This is a genomic window from Actinoplanes sp. NPDC049681 (genome assembly GCF_044465265.1).
Lineage (GTDB): Bacteria > Actinomycetota > Actinomycetes > Mycobacteriales > Micromonosporaceae > Actinoplanes.
The window spans coordinates 700,387-719,607 of the sequence record NZ_JBITLP010000003.1; the positions used below are offsets into that span (position 1 = coordinate 700,387).

The window sequence follows — 19,221 nt, forward strand, 5'->3', positions numbered from 1 at the left end:
CCGGAGGCGGGAGCAACACTCCCATTCGCGGAGCTTGTCGGTGAAGACGCCGGTGTCGTCGATGACGACACCGGCGCGCATGCGCTGGGGGTGTTCGACCGCTCGTGCCTTCACCGCCCTGGTCGATCCTCAGTGGAGTGCGCCGATCGTGGCCTCGATGTCGGTGCGCAGGGTGCGCCCGGCGATGACGGCGCGGGCCTGTTCCATCACCGGCGCGAGGAAGACGTCCGGTCCTGGTTCTCCGGCGAAGCCCGCCACGGCGGCCACGGCGGCCCGGCCCGACGGTGACGGTGTGAGGGGCGCGCGCAGCTGGATGCCGCGTACGCCCGCGATCAGCTCCACCGCCAGCAGGCTGGTGAGGTTGTCGAGAACGGTCCGCAACTTCTTCGCCGCGGCCCAGCCCATCGAGACGTGGTCCTCCTGCATGCCGCTGGTGGGCAACGAGTCGACCGAGGCCGGGTTCGCCAGCCGGCGGTTCTCCGCGACGATGCCCGCCGCCGTGTACTGGGCGATCATCAGTCCCGAGTTGACGCCGGCGTCCGGGGACAGGAAGGGCGGCAGGTCGCGGGAGCGCGCGACGTCGAGCAGGCGGTCGACCCGGCGTTCGGCGATCGCGCCCACCTCGGCCGCGGCGATGGCGAGGAAGTCGGCGGCGAAGCCCAGCGGGGCGCCGTGGAAGTTGCCCGTGGACTCGACGCGGCCGTCCCGCAGGACCACCGGGTTGTCCACCACCGAGCGCAGTTCGCGGTCGGCGGTCGTACGGACGAACTCCAGGGTGTCCCGGGCGGCGCCGGCCACCTGCGGCGCGCAGCGCATCGAGTACGCGTCCTGCACCGCATGAGCGAGGTCGTCGCGGTGCGAGTCCATGATGGCCGAGTCCTGGAGCAGCCGGTGGATGTTCGCCGCCGACGAGGCCTGGCCGGGGTGCGGGCGGATCGCGTGCAGCTCCGGCAGGAACGGGCGTTCCGAGCCGAGCATCGCCTCGATGGCGAGCGCGGCCGTCACGTCCGCCATGGCGAACAGGTGCTCGGCGTCCTCGATGGCGAGCAGCAGCATGCCGAGCATGCCGTCGGTGCCGTTGATGAGGGCCAGGCCCTCCTTCGCGGCCAGGTCCAGCGGCTCCAGGTGGGCGGCGTGCAGGGCCTGGGCGGCGTCGACGCGCGCGCCGTCCTTGCCGAGGACCCAGCCCTCGCCGAGCAGCACGAGCGCGCAGTGGGCGAGCGGGGCGAGGTCGCCGGACGCGCCGAGCGAGCCGTGTTCCGGCACCCACGGCGTGATGTCGTTGTTGAGCAGGTCGACGAGGCCCTGGGCGAGCTTCGGGCGGACCCCGGAAAGACCGAGGGCCAGCGACCGTACGCGCAGCAGCATCATCGCGCGCACCACCTCGCGGGGCATCGGCGCACCGACCCCGGCGGCGTGCGAGCGGATCAGCGCGTGCTGCAGCTCGGCGCGGCGTTCCGGTTCGATGGACGTGTTGGCGAGGGCCCCGAAGCCGGTGGACACGCCGTACACGGGACGGCCGGAGGCTTCGATGCCGTCGACGATGCCGCGACTTCGGCTCATGGCCGCGACGGCGGCCTCGGCGAGCTCGACCTTCGCGTCGTGCCGGGCTACGGCGAGGACGTCGGCGGGGGTGACGCCGGTGGGCTGGACGATGACGTTCATAGCGGCACTCCGTCGTGCAGAACTGTGCGGATCAGCGGAACTCCGGGCCGGTAGGCCAGGTGCAGGTGGGAGGGGGCGTCGAGGACCACCAGGTCGGCGCGGGCACCGGGACGCAACGCCCCGATGTCGTCGCGGCGCAGGGCCCGTGCGCCACCGGCGGTTGCCGCGTGGACGGCCTCCGCGGGGGTCATGTGCATTTCCCGTACGGCCAGAGCGATGCAGAACGGCATCGACGACGTGTACGACGAACCGGGGTTGCAGTCCGTCGCCAGCGCGACCGTGGCACCGGCGTCGAGCAACCGGCGCGCATCCGGGTACGGCGACCGGGTCGAGAACTCCGCGCCCGGCAGCAGCGTCGCGACGGTGTCCGAGCCGGCGAGCGCCTCCACGTCGGCGTCGCTCAGGTGCGTGCAGTGGTCGGCGCTGGCGGCGCCCAGCTCCACGGCGAGCCGTACGCCGGGACCGGCCGTGAGCTGGTTGGCGTGGATCCGCGCGCCCAGCCCCGCCTTGAGCCCCGCCGTGAGGATCTCGCGAGCCTGCTCACCGTCGAAGGCGCCGCGTTCGCAGAACACGTCGACCCAGCGGGCGTGCGGCGCGGCAGCCTCGAGCATCGGACCGGCGACCAGGGTGACGTAGTCGTCGGGGCGGTCCCGGTACTCGGCCGGGACGACGTGCGCCCCGAGGAAGGTGGTCTCGGCGGTCAGTTCGCCGGCGATGCGCAGGCTGCGCGCCTCCTCGTCGACGCTGAGGCCGTAGCCGCTCTTGATCTCGACGGTGGTGGTGCCCTGTCGGCGCATCTCGGTGACCAGGCGTCGTGCGGCGGACAACAGCTCGTCGTCGGATGCGGCGCGGGTGGCGGCCACGGTCGTGCGGATGCCGCCGCCGGTGTACGCCTCGCCGTTCATCCGCGCCGCGAACTCGGCCGCGCGGTCGCCGGCGAAGACGAGGTGGGCGTGGCTGTCGACGAAGCCGGGCAGCACCGCGTGCCCGCTCGCGTCGAGTCGTTCGTCGGCCTCGGGTGCCTGCGCGGCCGGTCCGACCCAGGCGATGCGTCCGCCGTCCACGACGACGGCGGCGTCGTGCAGGATGCCGAGCTCGTCGTCGCTCGTGAACAGCTCGCCGATGTTGGTGACAACCAGGCTCATGACAGCGCCTCCCGCAGGGCCGCGGCCACGTCGAAGCCGGTGTGCCGACCGCCGTCCACGACGACCCGCCCGTCCACGACGACGTCGGTGACGTCGGCGCCGGTCGCGGCGAAGACCGCGCCGGCCGGGTCGGCCCCCGCGGTCCGCACGGAGTCCAGCGAGACCGCTACCAGGTCGGCTCGCTTGCCGACCGCGATCTCGCCGGCGTCGTCCCAGCCCAGGGCGGTGTGAGCGGCGGCCGCGGCGAGCATTTCCGCGGCGCTGAAGTGTCCGCGGCGCTCGGTGGCGAGCCGCTCGTCCAGCTCCATGCCGCGGGCTTCCTCGAACAGGTCGATGACGGCGTGGCTGTCGCTGCCCAGGCTCAGCGGGGAGCCGGCGTCGGCGAGAGCGCGGCCGGGACCGACGCCGTCGGCCAGGTCCCGCTCGGTGGTGGGGCAGAGGCATACTCCGGTACGGCTACCGCCGAGCAGCTTGATGTCGCCGTCGGTGAGATGCGTCGCGTGGACGGCGGTGGTGCCGGGGCCCAGGACGCCGTGCCGGTGCAGCAGTTCCGTCGGTGTGCAGCCGTGCACGGCCTGGCACTGCTCGTTCTCCGCACGCTGCTCGGACAGATGGATGTGCAGTGGTGCGCGACCGGCGAGCCCACCGAGGAAGCGTGCCGGCACCGCGCGGACGGAATGCGCGGCGGCGCCGATCCGCACGCCCTCGCCGTCGCGCAGGGCCGACGTCCGGGTGAGCCAGCCGTCGAGGTCGCCGTCGCCGAAGCGCCGCTGCACACCTTCGAGCGGCTTGCCGTCGACACTGGACGTCAAGTAGAGCGTGTCGAGCAGCGTGATGCGGATGCCCGCGTCCCGCGCCGCACGGATGAGGGCGTGGCCCATCTCGTTGGGGTCCGCGTACGGTGTGCCGTCCGGGTTGTGGTGCAGGTAGTGGAACTCGCCGACGCTCGTGATGCCGGCCAGGGCCATCTCGCCGTACACGGCCCGGGCCAGCGGGTAGTACGAGTCCGGGTCGAGGCGGCCGGCGACCTCGTACATCAGCTCGCGCCAGGTCCAGAAGCTGCCGCGGTCGCCGTGCGTACGGCCGCGCAGCGCGCGATGGAACGCGTGCGAGTGGGCGTTGGCCAGACCCGGCAGCACGAGCCCGCGCAACCGGGTTCCGTCGGGCGCGGACCCCGGCGTGACCGCGGTGAACCGGCCGCCGTCGACCTCGAGGGCGACGTCGTGCTCGACCCGCCCGCCGATCCACGCCCGCTCGGCGAAGTACCTCATGTGAGCGCCTCGAGAACCGTCGCCAGGGCCTCGACGCCGGCCGCGCAGTCCTCGTCCGGGGCGTGCTCGGCGGGGGAGTGCGACACACCGGTCGGGTTGCGGACGAACAGCATCGCGGTCGGTACGTGCGCCGACAGCACCCCCGCGTCGTGCCCGGCGCCGGTCGGCAGGATCGGTGCGCCCCCGAGGACCTCCGCCAGCCGTGCGGCCAGCGCGGTGTCGAAGGCGACCTCCGGCGACACGGATTCCGGCTCGACCACGACCTGGGTGCCGTCGCGACCGGCCTGCTCGGTGGCGCGCTTCAGCACGACCTCCACCAGGCGGTCCAACGTGGGCGTGTCGGCCGCGCGCGCGTCGAGCCAGCCGCGGACCAGCGACGGGATCGCGTTGGTGGCATTGGGCGAGACCTCCACCCGGCCCACCGTGGCGTGCGCCCCGGCCTCCCGTGCCTCCGCGTTGGCGGCCAGCACGGTGTGCGCGAACGTCAGCATCGGGTCCTGCCGGTCGGCCATCCGGGTGGTGCCCGCGTGGTCGCCCGTGCCGGTGAAGTCCATCCGCCAGCGCCCGTGCGGCCAGATCGCGCTCGCCACCCCGACCGGGGCGTCCAGGTCGATCAGCGCCTTGCCCTGCTCGATGTGCAGCTCCACGACGGCGGACACCCGGCGGATCAGGTCCGGCAGCGCGCCCGCCGGCCGGGCGCCGAGCGCCTCGCCGAACGTGACGCCGTCCCGGTCGCGCAGGGCGGCGGCCTTCTCCGGCGTGATCGCCCCGGTCAGCAGCCGCGACCCGAGGCACGGTACGCCGAACCGCCCGCCCTCCTCCTCGACGAAGGCGGCGATGCCCAGCGGCCGCTCCGGTGTGACACCCCGCTCGCGCAGGGCGTCCACGGCGAGGAAGGCGCTGACGATCCCGAGCGGACCGTCGTACCCGCCGCCGTGCGGCACCGAGTCGAAGTGCGAGCCGGTCAGCACGGTCCCGGGCCCCCAGGGCCGGCCCCACCAGGCGAACAGGTTGCCGTTGCCGTCCTCGGTGACGTCCAGGTCGCGGCGGGCCGCCTGGTTGCGGAACCAGTCGCGCAGCACCAGCTCCGGCTTGCTCAGGGCGTACCGGAGATAGCCGCCCGCGGGATCGCGGCCGATGGTCGCGATCTCCTGCCAGAGCTGCTGAAAGGCGGCGATCATTTCTGTGCCATCGGAATGTGGACTCCCGATGCCGCGGCGGACTCGTAGCCGGCGTCGACGTGCCGGATGACGCCCATGCCGGGGTCGTTGGTGAGCACCCGCTCGATCTTCTGCCCGGCGAGCGCGGTGCCGTCGGCGACGCACACCTGCCCGGCGTGGATCGAGCGGCCGATGCCGACCCCGCCGCCGTGGTGGATGGACACCCAGCTGGCCCCGCTGGCCGTGTTGACCAGCGCGTTGAGCAGCGGCCAGTCGGCGATGGCGTCCGAGCCGTCCAGCATCGCCTCGGTCTCCCTGTACGGCGAGGCGACCGAACCGGCGTCGAGGTGGTCGCGGCCGATGACGATCGGGGCCGACACCTCGCCGCGCGCCACCATGTCGTTGAAGCGCACGCCCGCTTTGTCCCGCTCGCCGTAGCCGAGCCAGCAGATCCGCGCGGGCAGGCCCTGGAACGCGACGCGCTCGCCGGCCATCCGGATCCACCGGGCCAGCGGCTCGTTCTCGGGGAACAGGTCGAGCACCGCGCGGTCGGTGGCGGCGATGTCGGCCGGGTCGCCCGAGAGCGCCGCCCAGCGGAACGGGCCCTTGCCCTCGGCGAACAGCGGCCGGATGTACGCGGGCACGAAACCGGGGAAGGCGAACGCCCGGTCGTAGCCGCCGAGCTGCGCCTCGCCGCGGATCGAGTTGCCGTAGTCGAAGACCTCCGCGCCGGCGTCCAGGAAGCCGACCATCGCCTCGACGTGCCGGGCCATGCTCTCCCGCGCCCGGTCGGTGAACTCCTCGGGCTTGGCGGCGGCGTAATCGGCGGCGTCGGCGAGCTCCACGCCGACCGGCAGATAGCTCAGCGGGTCGTGGGCGCTGGTCTGGTCGGTGACGATGTCGATGGCCACGCCGCGGCGCAGCAGCTCGGGGAAGACCTCGGCCGCGTTGCCGACGACACCGATGCTCTTCGCCACCCGGTCCCGCTTGGCCGCCTCGGCCTGCGCGACCGCGTCGTCCAGGTCCTGCGCCACCGTGTCGAGGTAGCGGTCCTTCACCCGGCGGCGCAGCCGCGACTCGTCGACGTCCACGATGAGGCAGGCGCCGCCGTTCATGGTGACCGCGAGCGGCTGCGCGCCGCCCATCCCGCCGCAGCCGGCGGTCAGGGTCAGCGTTCCGGCGAGGTCGCCCGCGAAGCGCTTGGCCGCCACGGCCGCGAACGTCTCGTACGTGCCCTGCAGGATGCCCTGGGTGCCGATGTAGATCCACGAGCCGGCGGTCATCTGGCCGTACATGGTGAGGCCGAGCTTCTCCAGGCGGCGGAACTCGGGCCAGGTCGCCCAGTCGCCGACGAGGTTGGAGTTGGCGATCAGGACGCGCGGCGCCCACTCGTGGGTGCGGAACACGCCGACCGGGCGCCCGGACTGCACCAGCAGCGTCTCGTCGCCCTTGAGCGCGTCCAGCTCACGGACGATGGCGTGGAACGACGGCCAGTCGCGGGCGGCGCGGCCGGTGCCGCCGTAGACGACAAGGTCCTCGGGGCGCTCGGCCACGTCCGGGTCGAGGTTGTTCATCAGCATCCGCTTGGCGGCCTCCTGCGGCCAACCCTGAGCGGTGTACGCCGTGCCGCGCGGCGCGCGTACCTCTGCCATGCCGGGCTCCTTCATGCTTCGAAGATGTGGCGGCGGGCGGCCGTCGCCTCGAATTCCTCCAGGCGGCGCTGCACCGGCTCCGGCGCGGCGTCGCAGACGGCCTGCAGCAGCACCATGGCCATCGCCATCGGGCCGGTGTGCAGGTCGAACACGAGCTGGGTGCCGACCGGCGCGGGCAGCGCCACGTCGGCGGACTCGGCGGCCGGGCTGACCGCCGAATCGGTGATCGCGACCACGGCCATGCCGAGCTCCCGTGCCTCGCGGAGGGCGTCGAGCGCCTCCCGCGGGTAGCGGGGCAGGACGATCGCCAGCAGCGCGGTCGCCCCGGCGGCACGGGCCTGGTCCAGACGGTCGAGCAGCGTCGTGCCGCCGCCGTCGAGCACCCGCACGTCGGGCAGCACCTTCGCCGCGAAGTACCCGAAGTAGCCGGCCAGCGGCGCGGCGGCCCGCAGCCCGAGCACGGGCAGCGGCCGGCTGCCCGCCAGCAGCGCCGCGGCCTGCTCGACGGCCCCGAGATCACCCAGGTCGTCGGCCATCCGCTCGAGGTGGCGGCTCTCCGCGCGCAGGGCCCGCTGGGTCTCGTTCTCGCCGGTCTCCGGCGGGCTGGCCGGGACGTCGGCCAGAGACCGCAGCTCCCGCCGCAGGGCGGGATAGCCGGCATAGCCGAGCGCCATCGCGAACCGGGTCACGGACGGCTGGCTCACCCCGGCCAGCTCGGCGACCTCCGCGGCCGACAGGTACGCGGCGGAGGCCCCGTGCTGCACGAGGCTGTGCGCGATCCGTCGCTGGGTCGGGGTCAGCCGGGCGCCCTGAAAGAGGTCGAGCACGCGCCCGCCCGTCCTGACCGCTCCGTCATTCACAGATGAAGAGTATGCATAAAAAGTTTCACAGCGCTAGTGCCCTCCTGTGCGACGCTGGGCCGATGCGGATCTCGGCGCTCCACACGTACCCGGTCAAAGGGTGTCATCGGCTGGACCACGACGTGGCCGTAACCGAACCCTGGGGCCTGGCCGGCGACCGCCGCTGGATGGCGATCGACGCCCACGGCGTCGGCATCACCCAGCGCGAGACATCCGCCCTGACCCGCCTGCACGCGGTGCCGCGACCCGGCGGCGTGGTCCTGAACGGCTTCGACGTCGACGAGCCGCTCGACGGACCGCCGGTGAAGATCCGGGTTTTCCGGTCCAAGCCGCCGGTGGCCGCCCGCCTCGCCCCGGCCGCCACCGAGTTCGTCTCGGCCTTTTTGGGCCGCGACGCCCGCCTGGCCTGGCTCGCAGACCCCCGGGCGCGGCCCATCCAGCGCAATGCCCGCGAGGACGACCGGGTCAACCTCGCTGACGGCTTTCCCATCCTGCTGACCACCGAGGCGTCGCTGGACGCCCTCAACGGCTGGCTGGACGACCCCGTCCCGATGACCCGCTTCCGTCCGAACGTCGTCGTCGCCGGAAGCGAACCGTGGGCGGAGGACAAGTGGGTCGGCGGCGTGCTGCGGATCGGAGACACCAGCTACCGGGTGGCCGAGCCGAGCAACCGCTGCGTGGTGACGACCATCGATCAGGAGACCGGCGAGGGCGGCCGCGAGCCCCTGCGGACCCTCGGCCGCTTCCGCAACCGTGACGGCGGGCTGCAGTTCGGCGTCAACCTCATCCCCGACATCACGCCAGGTGAGACAAGCATCATCCGGGTGGGGGAGCCTGTCTTAAGCGTGTCTTAGGAGAGTTGCCCGCAGCGGTGGCCGCCCCGCAGGATGCCTCAGCGTGACAGCTCATCGCCTTCTGCGTCCCCGCTGGCTCGCCACGGGCGGCGCCGTCCTCCTGGCCGGCGTCCTCGGCACGGCGCTCCTGCTGCAGAACGGCGGCGGCGCCTGCGCGGCCCCGCCCACCAGCGCCAAGCACACGGGCAAAGCCACCTTCTACGACCTCGCCGGCACGGTGGGCAACTGCAACTTCAAACCCCCCGCGGACGACCTGTACGTGGCACTGGGCCGTACCGAATACTCGAAGGCCTTGTCGTGCGGCAGCTACATCGACGTGACCGGCCCCAAGGGCAAGGTCCGCGTCAAGGTGTTCGACTCCTGCCCCGAATGCACCCCCGGCTGGCTGGACCTGAGCCGCACGGCATTCAAGAAGATCGCCAACCCGTCCGCGGGCGTCGTCCCCATCACCTACCGCGCCGTCCCCAACGCCGCCCCCGGCCCGCTGAGCATCACCTTCGCCAAGGGCTCGTCCCAGTACTGGTGGGCGATCCTCATCGACAACCACGCCAACCCCATCAAGTCGGTACGCGCCAAGGGATCGGGCGGCAGCTGGATGACCGCCACCCACACCGACTACAACTTCTGGCTCATCGAACGGCGCACCGGCAACGGCCCGTTCCAGATCCAGATGACCGACATCTATGGCAACACGGCCACGGCGAAGAACATCAAGCTCATCCCTGAGAAGAAGCAGGCGACATCCGTACGCTTCGCCGGCGGCTCGGCCGCTGTGGTGAAGTCCGCGCCGTCCCCCACCCACACCAAGACGAAGGCCCCCGTGTCGAAGCCGAAGGCGTCCCCCGCGCCGAAGGCCTCCTCGCCGGCCGTCGTTCTCCCCGAACCCACGCTCGAAGAGAACATCGCCCTCGCCGCATCGGCGCCGAAGCCGCACTGCTAGGCGAGGTCGAGCCACATGACGACCTCGTCACGGTCGTCACCGTCCGCCACCCGCAGCGCCCCGGGAAAGCGCCCGACCGCGCGATAGCCGAGCTTGGCGTAGAAGGCATCGAGCCCGTGCCCGTCCCGCAGCGTCACCTGCAACCCGGCAAGCCCCATCTCCCGGCCGACCTCGGCGGCCCGGCGCATGAGCCCGGCACCGTAGCCACGGCCCTGACTGCCGGGCACCACCATCACCCGCTTGAGCACCCGCCAATGCGCCTTGAGCGCGAACCGGTTGTCGACGATGAAGAGCAAAGCCACGAGCCGGCCGCGGTCGGTCGCGATGAGCAGCCGGTCCGGGCCGTCGGTCACGCCGGCGAAGGTGTCCTCGGCGACCGGCCTCACCTCATCGGCGGTGACGGGCCCGACGAAGCCGACCGCGCCGCCGGCATTGGTGGCATCGACCCAGAGGTCGACGATCTGCTCGCGCAGGGCCGCGGTCAGGGGAGGGTCCAGGACGAAGGAGAGCATCGCACAGAACGGTACGTCAACCGCCCGCACCGCCAGAGCCGGTAGGCTCCCGCGGGTGGCTTCCTGACCCGGCCGGTCGGCGGCCGCTGGAATGACGTCATGGGCTGCCGCAACCCGGACTCCGCGGATGTACGCCGAGGACAGCCGCCTGCTGGAGCTTTCCCCGCACGAGTGTCTGTTCATCGACGACGACCCGCAGCTCGTGGCGACCGCGGAGGACCTCGGCTATCGCGGCGTCACGCTCGACCGGAAAGCCCGGAGCGGCAGGGCCGGCCCTGTCATCGTGTCATTGGACGAACTGCTCCCTATCGTCGCGGCGAGGTGATCGGCGACGGTTCCGTAGGAGCTGTGGTGGGGCCGGCGGGACTCGAACCCGCACTGTCACGGACCTAAACCGTGTGCCTGCTGCCAATTGGGCTACGGCCCCTTGCCTGACCACTCTAGGGCGTGCCGGATGCCGCCGTGTGCGCCGGTCCGGGCATGCTCTCGGAGACTCAGCAGATGAGGGCCGCGCAGCCTCCGGTTGGGCAGGCCGATCCGAGCGAGAACATTGCTGACCGTGTGGACGGCGACATCGATGCGGCCGTCAGTCGCGGTGAGCAGGCCGCGCGGCACGGCGGCCGCCTCGCGGATCCAGGCCGCGTGACGGCCGCCGTGGGTCGGCGGTCCCCGGAGGGATTGCTCAGTAGCGGAACATCGCCAGACTCTGCTGCAGGTCGTGGGCCACCCGGGCGAGTTCGTCCGCGGCCGCGGACGTGTTGGAGGCCGCGTTGGTCGTCTCGGCCGCCGTTTCGGCGACCTCGGCCACGTTGGCGGAGATCTCGGTGGAGGTGTTGGCGACCTCTGCCACGTTGCGGGTCATCTCGTTGGTGGTCGCGGTCTGCTGCTCGACCGCCGCCGCGATCGCCGTCTGGGTGGCGTTGATCTGGTCGATGACCGCGCCGATCTCGGCGATGGCGGTGACCGCCGCCGTCGAGTCGGACTGGATGGCGCCGACGCGGGTGCGGATGTCCTCGGTGGCGCGGGCCGTTTCCTGGGCGAGTTCCTTGACCTCGCCGGCCACGACCGCGAAGCCCTTGCCCATCTCGCCGGCCCGGGCGGCCTCGATCGTCGCGTTGAGCGCCAGGAGGTTGGTCTGCTCGGCGATCCCCGTGATGATTTTGACGACCGAGACGATCTCCTGGGACGACGTGCCGAGCTGCTGGAGGATCGCTTCGGCCTCGCCGGAGACGCGGACCGCGCGGCCCGCCACCTCGGCCGCGCTGGAGGTGCTGCGGGCGATCTCGGAGATCGAGGCGCCGATCTCCTCGGCGCCCGCCGAGACCGTGGTGATGTTGACGCTGATCTCCTCGGAAGCGTGGGAGACGGCCTTCGCGCGTTCGGCGGAGCGCGACGCCGACGAGTTCATCTGGCCGGCGACCGCGGTCAGCTCCTCCGACGAGGATGCGAGCGTGGTGACGTTCTCGCTGACCGTACGCATGGTCGCGGTCAGCCGGTCCAGGGCGGTGTTGAGGGCCTCCGCCATGCGGGCGACCTCGTCCCGGCCTCTCACCTGCAGGCGCTGGTCGAGGCGGCCCTCCGCCAGGCCCTCGAGGACCGTCACGGTGCGGCCGAGGGGGCGGGCGATGGCGCGGCTCACGACGATCGCGATGACCATGGCGAAGACGACGGCGCCGAGGATCAGAACGATGGTGACGATCCGGGCCAGGGCGGCGCTGTCGCGTGCGTCCGCCATCTCGCTCTGCGCGGCCTTGTCCTCGATGCCCGCCAGGTTGTTCAGCGCGATGGTGATCTTGTCGGTCAGCGGGTCGATGAAGTTGTTCTGGGCGCCCAGGTAGGTCGTCATGCTGTTGGCCTTCGCCGCCGGTACGAGCTGCTCGTCGCGTACCTTGCGGTACTGCGCGAGGGCGGCGACGAAGGCGGCGCGGTCGGTGTCGGTGCCGGGGGCGGGCCGCGACGAGTATTCCTTCCAGTTGTCGTCGATCTTCTTGTCGAGCCGCGCGATCGCCATCTCGACGTTGCTCACGTCGGCGAGCGGCGAGCGCACGATCAGCTTGTACGACAGGGAGGTGGCCTGCTGCACGTCGGCGCGGACGTTGCCCAGGACGCCGATCGCCCGCAGGTGCGGGTTGTACATGGTCTCGAGCCGGGTGTTGGCCGAGGTGAGTTCGTACAGGCCGAAGGAGCCGACCGACACCACCAGGAGGCTCAGGATGCCGAAGCTCGCGATGAGCTTCTGCGACACGGTGAAGTTGCGCAGGACGCCCAGCGACGGCAGTCCGGCCCGCTTCGGCTGCTGCTTACGACGACGGCCGCGCGCTTTCCCGCCGGCCGCAACCGCGGCTCCAGCCGTGGGGACCACTCCGGCCGCGGGAGAAGCCGCGCCGGCCGGTGGGGCCGAGTGCGCGGGGGAGCTCTTCTTACCGCGGCGGAGCGTGGCACCCAGCCCGAAGCGGCGGGTCGGCTTGGCAGTCGGCATCGGCGTCTCCGGAATGGCTGGTGGTTACCTCTCTTATCGGCACCACCCCCCAGGATCCGAGAAATCACCCCAAAAGTCAGTCGATACCGAGATCCCGCCGCAGCTTCGCGACGTGGCCGGTCGCCTTGACGTTGTACAGCGCCTTCTCGACGGCGCCGTTCTCGTCGATCACGAACGTCGACCGGATCACGCCGGTGACCGTCTTGCCGTACAGCTGCTTCTCGCCGAATGCCCCGTACGCGGTCAGGACGCTTTTGTCCTGGTCGCTGACGAGCGGGAATGTGATGGCGTCCCGCTCGCGGAACTTCGCCAGTTTGGCCGGGGTGTCCGGCGAGATGCCGATGACCTCGTAGCCTGCAGCCTGCAGCGAGGCGAGGGAATCGCGGAAATCGCACGCCTGGGTGGTGCAGCCGGGCGTCATCGCGGCCGGGTACGCGTACAGCACCACCTTGCGGCCGCGCAGATCCTTCAGGGCGATGGTGTCGCCGGAGTCGGTCGGCAGGGTGAAATCGGGGGCCGGATCACCCGGCGAAAGGCGCTCAGTCATGCGTCCGAAGATATCCGGGCCGGTTCGGCGGAGCGCAGCCGCAGCAGTCCGGTGATCGCCAGGCCGGCTCCGGCGCCCAGTGCGATCAGTACGGCCGCCCGCGACATCCAGCCGGGCCCCGGAAAGTTCACCACCGCCTGGGCGAAGACCCCGGCGCCGGCCACCCCGTCGAACAGGGCCAGCGCGGCGCCGCCGAGGAGCAGCAGGAACGGCGTACGGCCCAGCAGGGTCAGCACTCCCGCGGCCACGGCGAGCGCCGCCGCCCCGATCGCCGGGGCCTGGCCGCCGACGCCGGCGGTCGCGCGCGTCACGGCGTACCCGAGAGCGACCATGCCGGCGACCACCGCGACCGTGCCGATTCCCCGCCGGAGGCGCAGGCCGGCCGCGGTCACGGCGGCGGCCAGGGCGAGCGCGCCCACCCACCAGGCCCACGCGGGCGGCGGCGGCTCCCAGGTCAGCGTGCCCCGCAGCTCGAAGGTGGTCACCCCCTGGCGCAGCGGCACCGCCCAGTCCCGCAGCTTGTGCGGCCGCGACGGGTCGCTCCTCGCCTGCGGCGGCGGATCGGCGCTCATCCACCGGATGCGCTGGTCGTGCCAGCGCACGCTCGGTTCCGCGGAGATCCGCTGCCACTGCGGGGGAGCGGCCGGCCCGGCGTTCGACGGTACGGCCGCATCGCCGTCCAGCGTCTGATTCAGGTACGCGGCCGGCGAGTTGACGTTCTGGTACGTGCCGTCGGGGCGCACCTCCAGATACGGCTCGCCGGAGTAGCCCAGCACCTCGATCGTGCTGCCCGTACCGTTGGTGAGCTCGAGCCGGGCGCCCGCCTCGACCACGCGTACCCGCAGCCCAGGCACCGCGCGGCTGAGCCCCGTCGCTTCCGTCCGGTAGGCGGTGGCATCGGGTGCCTCCCCGCCGTGCGCGGACGCCGGAGCGGCCGGCACGAGCAACGCGCCGGCCAGCAGCACCAGGAACAGGGCACCGCGTCTCACGCGCCGGCCGCCTCCACCGCCGCGGTCAGGGCCTGCGGGGACGGGTTGTCCAGCTTCTTGCCGGCCACCATCACGGTCGGGGTGCCGGTGACCCCGCGCGACGAAGCCGTGTCGGTGACCTTCGTGGCCCACGCGGTGTACGTCTTGCCGTTCACCGCGTCGGCGAAGGAGGCATCGGTCAGCCCCACCGACCGGCCCAGTTCGATCAGCTTGGCGTCGTCCAGCCCCGCGCTGTTCTCCGGCGGCTGGTTGGCGAAGAGCACGTCGTGGTACTCGACGAACTTTCCGCCGGCCGCCGCTGCCGCCGCGGCGCCCGCCGAGCGGGTGGAGTACTCGGTCGTGGAGTACCGGTCGAGGATCGCGATCGGGTGGTACCGCACCGTCACCTTCTTCGCGTCGACCAGCTGGGTCACGGTGGGGCCGGCCGCCGTCTCGAACTCGTGGCAGATCGGGCACATGAAGTCCTCGTAGATGTCGATCGTCACCGGGCCGGAGCCGCGGGCGAACGCCGTACCGTCGTCGACCGCCGTGGGCGGCACCGTCAGCTTGCCCGCGGTGTCCTTCTCCTGTCCGGACGCCACGCCCCAGCCGATGAGGCCCGCGATGATCAGCACCGCGACGACGCCGACGGTCGTCCAGAGCGTCACCGTGCGGCGGCGCTCCTTCGCCAGCTGCTGCTGCACGACCTTCTTGGCCTGTGCCCTCTCCTTCGTGCCCTTGCTCACTGTGCGTCCCCCATCAGGATGCCGTCGATCGAGAAGCGGGTCCGCGGCCGCCACAGCAGGATCCCGGCGAGCACGAGGAAGGCGGCGTCCCGGGCGATGTCCCACCCGTACGCGGGGTCCGCCCCGGCGCCGAGCTGCCCGCCCGAGCTGAAGCAGCCGCAGTCGATCTGCAGGCCGCGGGTCCAGGCCGAGACGATCCCGGCGATGAAGATCACCAGGAGGGCGACCGAGATGCCGGCGCTGAGGCGTACGGCGAGACCGGCCAGCAGGAGCAGCCCGAGGGCGATCTCCAGGAACGGCTGGGCGGCGCCGATCGTCTTCGCCACCTCGTACGGGAAAAGCTGGTACGCGTTGACCGCCCGCCCCGAGGCCGCGAGGTCACCGACTTTCAGGCCTCCGGCGACCAGCCAGACGGCGGCGAGGCCCAGCCGGGCCGCGGTCGATATCCACATGCTCACGACCCTTAGTCGGCGCACGGTGCCCCCGGGTTCCTGGGGGTTTGCTGTGATCAGCTGGCCTGGGCCTCGGCCACCGCGGCCATCAGCTCCTCGCGGGCCCGGGCGACGCGGGAGCGGATCGTGCCCACCGGTACGCCCTCGACCTCGGCCGCCTCCGCGTAGGACAGGCCGAGCACCTGGGTGAGCACGAATGCGGTGCGGCGTTCCTCGCCGAGACGGCTCAGCAGGTCGGCGGCGCCGAGCCGGTGCGCCGGGTCGGGTTGCTGGGGGTGGTCCGCGAAGGCCTCCGCGGCCAGCCGGGCGTCGAGCCGGCGGCGCCGCACCACGGCCCGCAGATGGTCGGCGCAGGTGCGCCGGGCGATGCCGAGCAGCCACGTACGCACGCTCGACCGGCCCTCGAAGCCGGGCAGTGCCTTGAACGCCCGCAGATAGGTCTCCTGCGTCAGGTCATCGGCCACCCCGGGATCGACCAGCGCGGCGGTGAACCGCCACACCTCCGCCTGCGTACCTCGGACGAGAGCGGACTGCGCGCCGGCATCGCCGGCCCGCGCCCGCAGGGCCAGGGCAGTCAGGGGGTCGGGCGTCACACCGGCAGATGGTACGCGGACCACTCTGCCGCGCCCGCGGAGCCATCGGGGAGCATGGAGTGCATGACCGTTGATCGACGCCGGGTGCCGGCCGCTCTCGCCGGGCTGTTCCTGGGCCTGCTGGCCGTGCTTCTCGGGCCGGCCGGTCCGGCCAGCGCGCACGCCGCCCTCGTGGCCAGCGACCCGGGCAGCAACACGATCGTCCCGGACGCGCCCAACCGGATCAGGCTGACCTTCAGCGAGTCGGTGCAGCTCATCTCGGGCAAGATCCAGGTGCTCGCCCCCGACGGCAGCCGCGCGGATCAGGGCGACCCCCAGGCGGACGGCGCCACGGTCACCATCCCGCTGCGCTCCGGCGGCGGCCGCGGCACCTACCTGGTCAGCTACCGGGTCGTCTCCGCGGACAGCCACCCCGTCGCGGGCACGCTGACCTATTCGGTGGGCGCGGCCTCGACGCCGCCGACGGAGTCGCAGGCCGCCGATTCGGTCGATCCCGTCGTGCGCGCGCTCATCCCGGTCGGCAAATACCTCGGGTACGCCGGCCTGGTGCTGCTCGTCGGTCCGGTGCTGGTCCTCGCGCTGCTCTGGCCGCACCGGCTGTCCCGCGTCGGGCCCGCACGCGTGGTCTGGACCGGGATCGGGCTGGTGCTCGGGAGCACGGTGCTCGGGCTGTGGCTGCAGGCGCCGTACACGACCGGGACGGGCCTGTTCGGCGTCTCCGGCGCCGACCTGCAGGACGTGCTGGGCAGCACGTTCGGGGCGGTCATGCTGGTCCGCCTCGGTGTGATCATCGCGGCGGCGGTCCTGCTACGCCCCCTGCTGCGCGGCTCGGGCGGCGAGAGCAAGGCCGACCTGGCGCTGCTCGGCGTCCTCGGCGTCGCGGCCCTGGCGACCTGGCCCCTGACCGGGCATCCGACGGCCTCCCCGGTCGCAGGCGTCTCCGTCGTCGTCGACGCGATCCACCTTGCCGCGATGGCGGTCTGGCTCGGCGGCCTCGTGATGCTGACCGGCTTCCTGCTACGCCAGGCCAACGCCACGGAGCTCGGCGCGATCCTGCCGATCTGGTCCCGGTGGGCGGCCACGGCGGTCTCCGCGCTCCTGCTGGCCGGCGTGGTCCAGGCCCTCATCGAGGTCGCGTCGCTCAAGGGGCTCTACGACAGCACGTACGGGCGGCTGATCCTGGCGAAGGTCGCGCTCGCCGCCGTGGTGATCGGCATTGCGGCGTACTCCCGCAATCTCGTCCGCAACCGCAGCGCCGAGAACGGCCCGCGTACCCTGCGCCGGATGGTGATCGCCGAGCTGGCCGTCACGGCGGTGGTGCTGGGCGTGACCGCGGCGCTCGTGCAGATCGCGCCGCCGCGCACGGCCGAGGCGGCGCAGACCGCCGCCACCAGCACGACGATCACGCAGACCATCGCGGACAAGAAGGTGTCGCTCCAGGTCGACGTCTTCCCGGCCACGGTGGGCAACAACTCGCTGCATCTGTACGCGTACACACCCGACAACAAGCCGCTGCCGGTGGTCGAGTGGACGGGGACGGCGGCGCTGCCGGCCAAGGGCATAGAGCCGATCGAGATACCGCTGCTGCGGATCACCGACTTCCACGCGGTGGGGGACATCGCGCTGCCGGCGGCCGGGGAGTGGACGTTCAAGTTCACCGTACGCACGAGCGACATCGATCAATCCACCCTGACGATGACCGCCAAGATCTCCTGACTCTCCTGCGCAGGGCCGGCCCCGTTCGGGCCGGCCCTGCGCTTTTTCCTCCCTTTCTCCTCATACCTCCAGGGGCCTAAGTAACCGTTTATCCATTTTGGTGTTATTTCGGTCTGTATGGTCTGCCCAGTACCACCGAGAAGGGGGAGATCGAGATGCGGGTGTTCCGCACGATCCTCGGCATGCTGATGCTGACCGTCGGACTTCCGGCCCTACTGGTCGGCGGCGCGTTCTGGGCCGCCATGCAACACCGGGACGCGGGCGGAGCCTTCAGCGGCACCATGCAGCGGGTGGCGACCTCCGGGTACGCCGTCGTGGTCGACGACGTCGACACCCTGCTGCGCAACGACGCCCCGTTCGCCCGCGTCGGCGACACCCGGCTGCGCATCACGGCCACGTCGTCGTCCGCCCCGGCCTTCGTGGGCATCGCACCCCGGGCGCGCGTGGACGCGTACCTCGAGGACATCCCCCGCATCTCGGTGTCCGCCATCGACCTCGGCACCGGCGCCCTCCCGGTGACGAGCAAACTCGTGCCGGGCACCCGCGCCCCCGAACAACTCCCCGGCCGCGAGCGCTTCTGGATCGCCGCCGGCACGGGCGCGGTCGACTGGAACCCCACGGACCTGCGCGACACGGCCTACAGCCTGGTCATCATGAACCCGGCCGCGCAGCCCGGCGTACGCCTCGAGTCCACCGCGGCCATCCGCCCGGGCTGGCTCAACCAGGCCACCTGGGCGCTCCTGATCGCCGGCACCCTCCTGGTGATGATCGGCATGATCTTTCTGGGGTGGCCGTCGCGCCGGCGCGAGGTGGTCTACATCGTGGAGCCGAGCCAGGTCCCGGACCTGATGCAGGCGATCGGCGCCCCGCTCCCGTTGAGCCGTACGGGCGGCGGCCGGCACTCGGCTTCCCACCGCCCGCGTACGCTCGCCGACTCCCAGCCTCGCAGCCGGCCGCCGGCGCTGACCTGGCCGCCGTCATCCTCACCCTCCTCTCCCTCTTCCTCGGCTTCGTCTTCCTCCTCCTCGGAGCGGGGGGCGGCTGTTCCGATGCCGGCCATGCCGGTTCCCGCTGCGGTCGCGGCGACCTCGTCGCCTTCCCCGGCCCTCGCGTCGGCCGCCGCTTCGGCTTCTCCCGCTGCCGTCCCGGCGCCGTCGGTAGCGTCTTCGTCCGCGCCGGTCGGGTCTTCGTCCGCGCCGGTCGGGACTTCGTCCACGCCGGTCGGGTCTTCACCTGCGCCGGTCGCGTCTTCGCCGGCGCCCGGTGAGCCGCTGAGCCTGATCGCGCCTCGCGCCACGCCTGCCGCGGAGCCGGCGCCGACCGCTGGGGACCCGCTTCTCGGTCGTGGCCCCGGCGCGCGGCGGCGGACCGCTCCCCAGCCGACGGACCTGCCGATCTTCGAGGCGTCCGCGGTCGGGGCCTGGGTCGCCGAGACCGCGGCTGCTCGCGCCCGGGAAACGGAGGCTCGCGCGGCGGCCGCCCTGAACGCGTCCCGCAAGGTCAACGACGCCAAGCCGGCCGCTGACGCCCAGCCGGCTTCCGACTCCAAGCCGACCGCCGACCCCAAGCCGGTCGTTGAGGCGAAGCCGGTCGTTGAGGCGAAGCCGGTGGCTGAGGCGAAGCCGGTCGTTGAGGCGAAGCCGGTCGTTGAGGCGAAGCCG

General features: G+C 72.3%; 18 protein-coding genes and 1 tRNA gene. 5 read left to right on the forward strand and 14 right to left on the reverse strand.

Annotation, left to right across the window (positions count from 1 at the left end):
- Positions 1-129: 129 nt before the first annotated feature.
- Genes hutH through ACIBO8_RS13155 form a run of 6 tightly spaced genes read right to left on the reverse strand, consistent with a single transcriptional unit; the run spans position 130 to position 7,753 of the window.
- Positions 130-1,665, reverse strand: coding sequence for a histidine ammonia-lyase (hutH, locus tag ACIBO8_RS13130; protein ID WP_396115366.1), 1,536 nt, complete (start codon positions 1,663-1,665; stop codon positions 130-132).
- On the reverse strand, positions 1,662-2,810 hold the full coding sequence (gene hutI, locus ACIBO8_RS13135; protein WP_396115367.1) for an imidazolonepropionase: 1,149 nt from the start codon (positions 2,808-2,810) through the stop codon (positions 1,662-1,664). Before hutI ends, hutH begins: the two co-directional genes overlap by 4 nt.
- The gene (locus ACIBO8_RS13140; RefSeq protein ID WP_396115368.1) at positions 2,807-4,081 is read right to left on the reverse strand and encodes a formimidoylglutamate deiminase; all 1,275 of its coding nucleotides are present in this window, start codon (positions 4,079-4,081) and stop codon (positions 2,807-2,809) included. Before ACIBO8_RS13140 ends, hutI begins: the two co-directional genes overlap by 4 nt.
- Complete coding sequence (locus tag ACIBO8_RS13145) at positions 4,078-5,262, reverse strand: allantoate amidohydrolase (protein ID WP_396115369.1); 1,185 nt, start codon at positions 5,260-5,262, stop codon at positions 4,078-4,080. Before ACIBO8_RS13145 ends, ACIBO8_RS13140 begins: the two co-directional genes overlap by 4 nt.
- A complete protein-coding gene (gene hutU / locus ACIBO8_RS13150; protein WP_396115370.1) occupies positions 5,259-6,893 on the reverse strand; it encodes a urocanate hydratase in 1,635 nt (544 codons plus the stop codon). Before hutU ends, ACIBO8_RS13145 begins: the two co-directional genes overlap by 4 nt.
- An 11-nt stretch (positions 6,894-6,904) precedes the next feature.
- On the reverse strand, positions 6,905-7,753 hold the full coding sequence (locus tag ACIBO8_RS13155; RefSeq protein ID WP_396115371.1) for a MurR/RpiR family transcriptional regulator: 849 nt from the start codon (positions 7,751-7,753) through the stop codon (positions 6,905-6,907).
- 62 nt (positions 7,754-7,815) lie between these two features.
- Here ACIBO8_RS13155 and ACIBO8_RS13160 point away from each other — a divergent pair, with 62 nt between their 5' ends.
- Together ACIBO8_RS13160 and ACIBO8_RS13165 are read left to right on the forward strand one after the other, a co-directional pair.
- The gene (locus tag ACIBO8_RS13160) at positions 7,816-8,607 is read left to right on the forward strand and encodes an MOSC domain-containing protein (protein WP_396115372.1); all 792 of its coding nucleotides are present in this window, start codon (positions 7,816-7,818) and stop codon (positions 8,605-8,607) included.
- A 43-nt stretch (positions 8,608-8,650) separates the two neighbouring features.
- On the forward strand, positions 8,651-9,547 hold the full coding sequence (locus ACIBO8_RS13165; protein WP_396115373.1) for an expansin EXLX1 family cellulose-binding protein: 897 nt from the start codon (positions 8,651-8,653) through the stop codon (positions 9,545-9,547).
- Here the strand turns inward: ACIBO8_RS13165 and ACIBO8_RS13170 are convergent.
- The gene (locus tag ACIBO8_RS13170) at positions 9,544-10,059 is read right to left on the reverse strand and encodes a GNAT family N-acetyltransferase (protein WP_396115374.1); all 516 of its coding nucleotides are present in this window, start codon (positions 10,057-10,059) and stop codon (positions 9,544-9,546) included. The genes ACIBO8_RS13165 and ACIBO8_RS13170 overlap by 4 nt on opposite strands.
- Positions 10,060-10,186: 127 nt before the next feature.
- Here ACIBO8_RS13170 and ACIBO8_RS13175 point away from each other — a divergent pair, with 127 nt between their 5' ends.
- The gene (locus ACIBO8_RS13175) at positions 10,187-10,384 is read left to right on the forward strand and encodes a hypothetical protein (RefSeq protein ID WP_396115375.1); all 198 of its coding nucleotides are present in this window, start codon (positions 10,187-10,189) and stop codon (positions 10,382-10,384) included.
- 24 nt (positions 10,385-10,408) lie between these two features.
- On the opposite strand, the gene ACIBO8_RS13180 is transcribed toward ACIBO8_RS13175, so the two are convergent.
- The 7 genes from ACIBO8_RS13180 to ACIBO8_RS13210 all read right to left on the reverse strand — a co-directional run bounded on the left by ACIBO8_RS13180 (position 10,409) and on the right by ACIBO8_RS13210 (position 15,844).
- Positions 10,409-10,486: transfer RNA gene (locus tag ACIBO8_RS13180), tRNA-Leu, on the reverse strand.
- Between the two features lie 255 nt (positions 10,487-10,741).
- Positions 10,742-12,538 (reverse strand): methyl-accepting chemotaxis protein, encoded by a 1,797-nt coding sequence (locus tag ACIBO8_RS13185; RefSeq protein ID WP_396115376.1) that lies wholly within the window; start codon positions 12,536-12,538, stop codon positions 10,742-10,744.
- Positions 12,539-12,614: 76 nt separating this feature from the next.
- On the reverse strand, positions 12,615-13,085 hold the full coding sequence (bcp, locus tag ACIBO8_RS13190; protein WP_396115377.1) for a thioredoxin-dependent thiol peroxidase: 471 nt from the start codon (positions 13,083-13,085) through the stop codon (positions 12,615-12,617).
- Positions 13,082-14,074 carry a hypothetical protein gene (locus ACIBO8_RS13195; RefSeq protein ID WP_396115378.1) on the reverse strand — a complete coding sequence of 331 codons (993 nt, stop codon included), beginning with the start codon at positions 14,072-14,074 and terminating at the stop codon, positions 13,082-13,084. Before ACIBO8_RS13195 ends, bcp begins: the two co-directional genes overlap by 4 nt.
- On the reverse strand, positions 14,071-14,799 hold the full coding sequence (locus ACIBO8_RS13200) for a DsbA family protein (protein ID WP_396115379.1): 729 nt from the start codon (positions 14,797-14,799) through the stop codon (positions 14,071-14,073). Before ACIBO8_RS13200 ends, ACIBO8_RS13195 begins: the two co-directional genes overlap by 4 nt.
- Entirely contained in the window at positions 14,796-15,251 is a 456-nt protein-coding gene (locus tag ACIBO8_RS13205; RefSeq protein ID WP_396115380.1) for a MauE/DoxX family redox-associated membrane protein, read from the reverse strand. Before ACIBO8_RS13205 ends, ACIBO8_RS13200 begins: the two co-directional genes overlap by 4 nt.
- A 56-nt stretch (positions 15,252-15,307) precedes the next feature.
- Positions 15,308-15,844 carry a sigma-70 family RNA polymerase sigma factor gene (locus tag ACIBO8_RS13210; protein ID WP_396115381.1) on the reverse strand — a complete coding sequence of 179 codons (537 nt, stop codon included), beginning with the start codon at positions 15,842-15,844 and terminating at the stop codon, positions 15,308-15,310.
- A gap of 54 nt (positions 15,845-15,898) precedes the next feature.
- Here ACIBO8_RS13210 and ACIBO8_RS13215 point away from each other — a divergent pair, with 54 nt between their 5' ends.
- Positions 15,899-17,560, forward strand: a complete 1,662-nt coding sequence (locus tag ACIBO8_RS13215; protein WP_396115382.1) for a copper resistance CopC/CopD family protein — start codon at positions 15,899-15,901, stop codon at positions 17,558-17,560.
- A gap of 155 nt (positions 17,561-17,715) precedes the next feature.
- Positions 17,716-19,221: hypothetical protein (locus ACIBO8_RS13220; protein ID WP_396115383.1), on the forward strand; the 1,506-nt coding region annotated here is incomplete at its 3' end.

Excerpts from the sequence above, each read along its gene's own strand:
- bcp (WP_396115377.1), bottom strand. The coding sequence starts at position 13,085 with ATGACTGAGCGCCTTTCGCCGGGTGATCCGGCCCCCGATTTCACCCTG.
- ACIBO8_RS13145 (WP_396115369.1), bottom strand. The coding sequence starts at position 5,262 with ATGATCGCCGCCTTTCAGCAGCTCTGGCAGGAGATCGCGACCATCGGC.
- ACIBO8_RS13205 (WP_396115380.1), bottom strand. The coding sequence starts at position 15,251 with ATGTGGATATCGACCGCGGCCCGGCTGGGCCTCGCCGCCGTCTGGCTG.
- hutI (WP_396115367.1), bottom strand. The coding sequence starts at position 2,810 with ATGAGCCTGGTTGTCACCAACATCGGCGAGCTGTTCACGAGCGACGAC.
- hutU (WP_396115370.1), bottom strand. The coding sequence starts at position 6,893 with ATGGCAGAGGTACGCGCGCCGCGCGGCACGGCGTACACCGCTCAGGGT.
- ACIBO8_RS13160 (WP_396115372.1), top strand. The coding sequence starts at position 7,816 with ATGCGGATCTCGGCGCTCCACACGTACCCGGTCAAAGGGTGTCATCGG.
- ACIBO8_RS13185 (WP_396115376.1), bottom strand. The coding sequence starts at position 12,538 with ATGCCGACTGCCAAGCCGACCCGCCGCTTCGGGCTGGGTGCCACGCTC.
- ACIBO8_RS13215 (WP_396115382.1), top strand. The coding sequence starts at position 15,899 with ATGGAGTGCATGACCGTTGATCGACGCCGGGTGCCGGCCGCTCTCGCC.
- ACIBO8_RS13170 (WP_396115374.1), bottom strand. The coding sequence starts at position 10,059 with ATGCTCTCCTTCGTCCTGGACCCTCCCCTGACCGCGGCCCTGCGCGAG.
- hutH (WP_396115366.1), bottom strand. The coding sequence starts at position 1,665 with ATGAACGTCATCGTCCAGCCCACCGGCGTCACCCCCGCCGACGTCCTC.
- ACIBO8_RS13175 (WP_396115375.1), top strand. The coding sequence starts at position 10,187 with ATGTACGCCGAGGACAGCCGCCTGCTGGAGCTTTCCCCGCACGAGTGT.
- ACIBO8_RS13140 (WP_396115368.1), bottom strand. The coding sequence starts at position 4,081 with ATGAGGTACTTCGCCGAGCGGGCGTGGATCGGCGGGCGGGTCGAGCAC.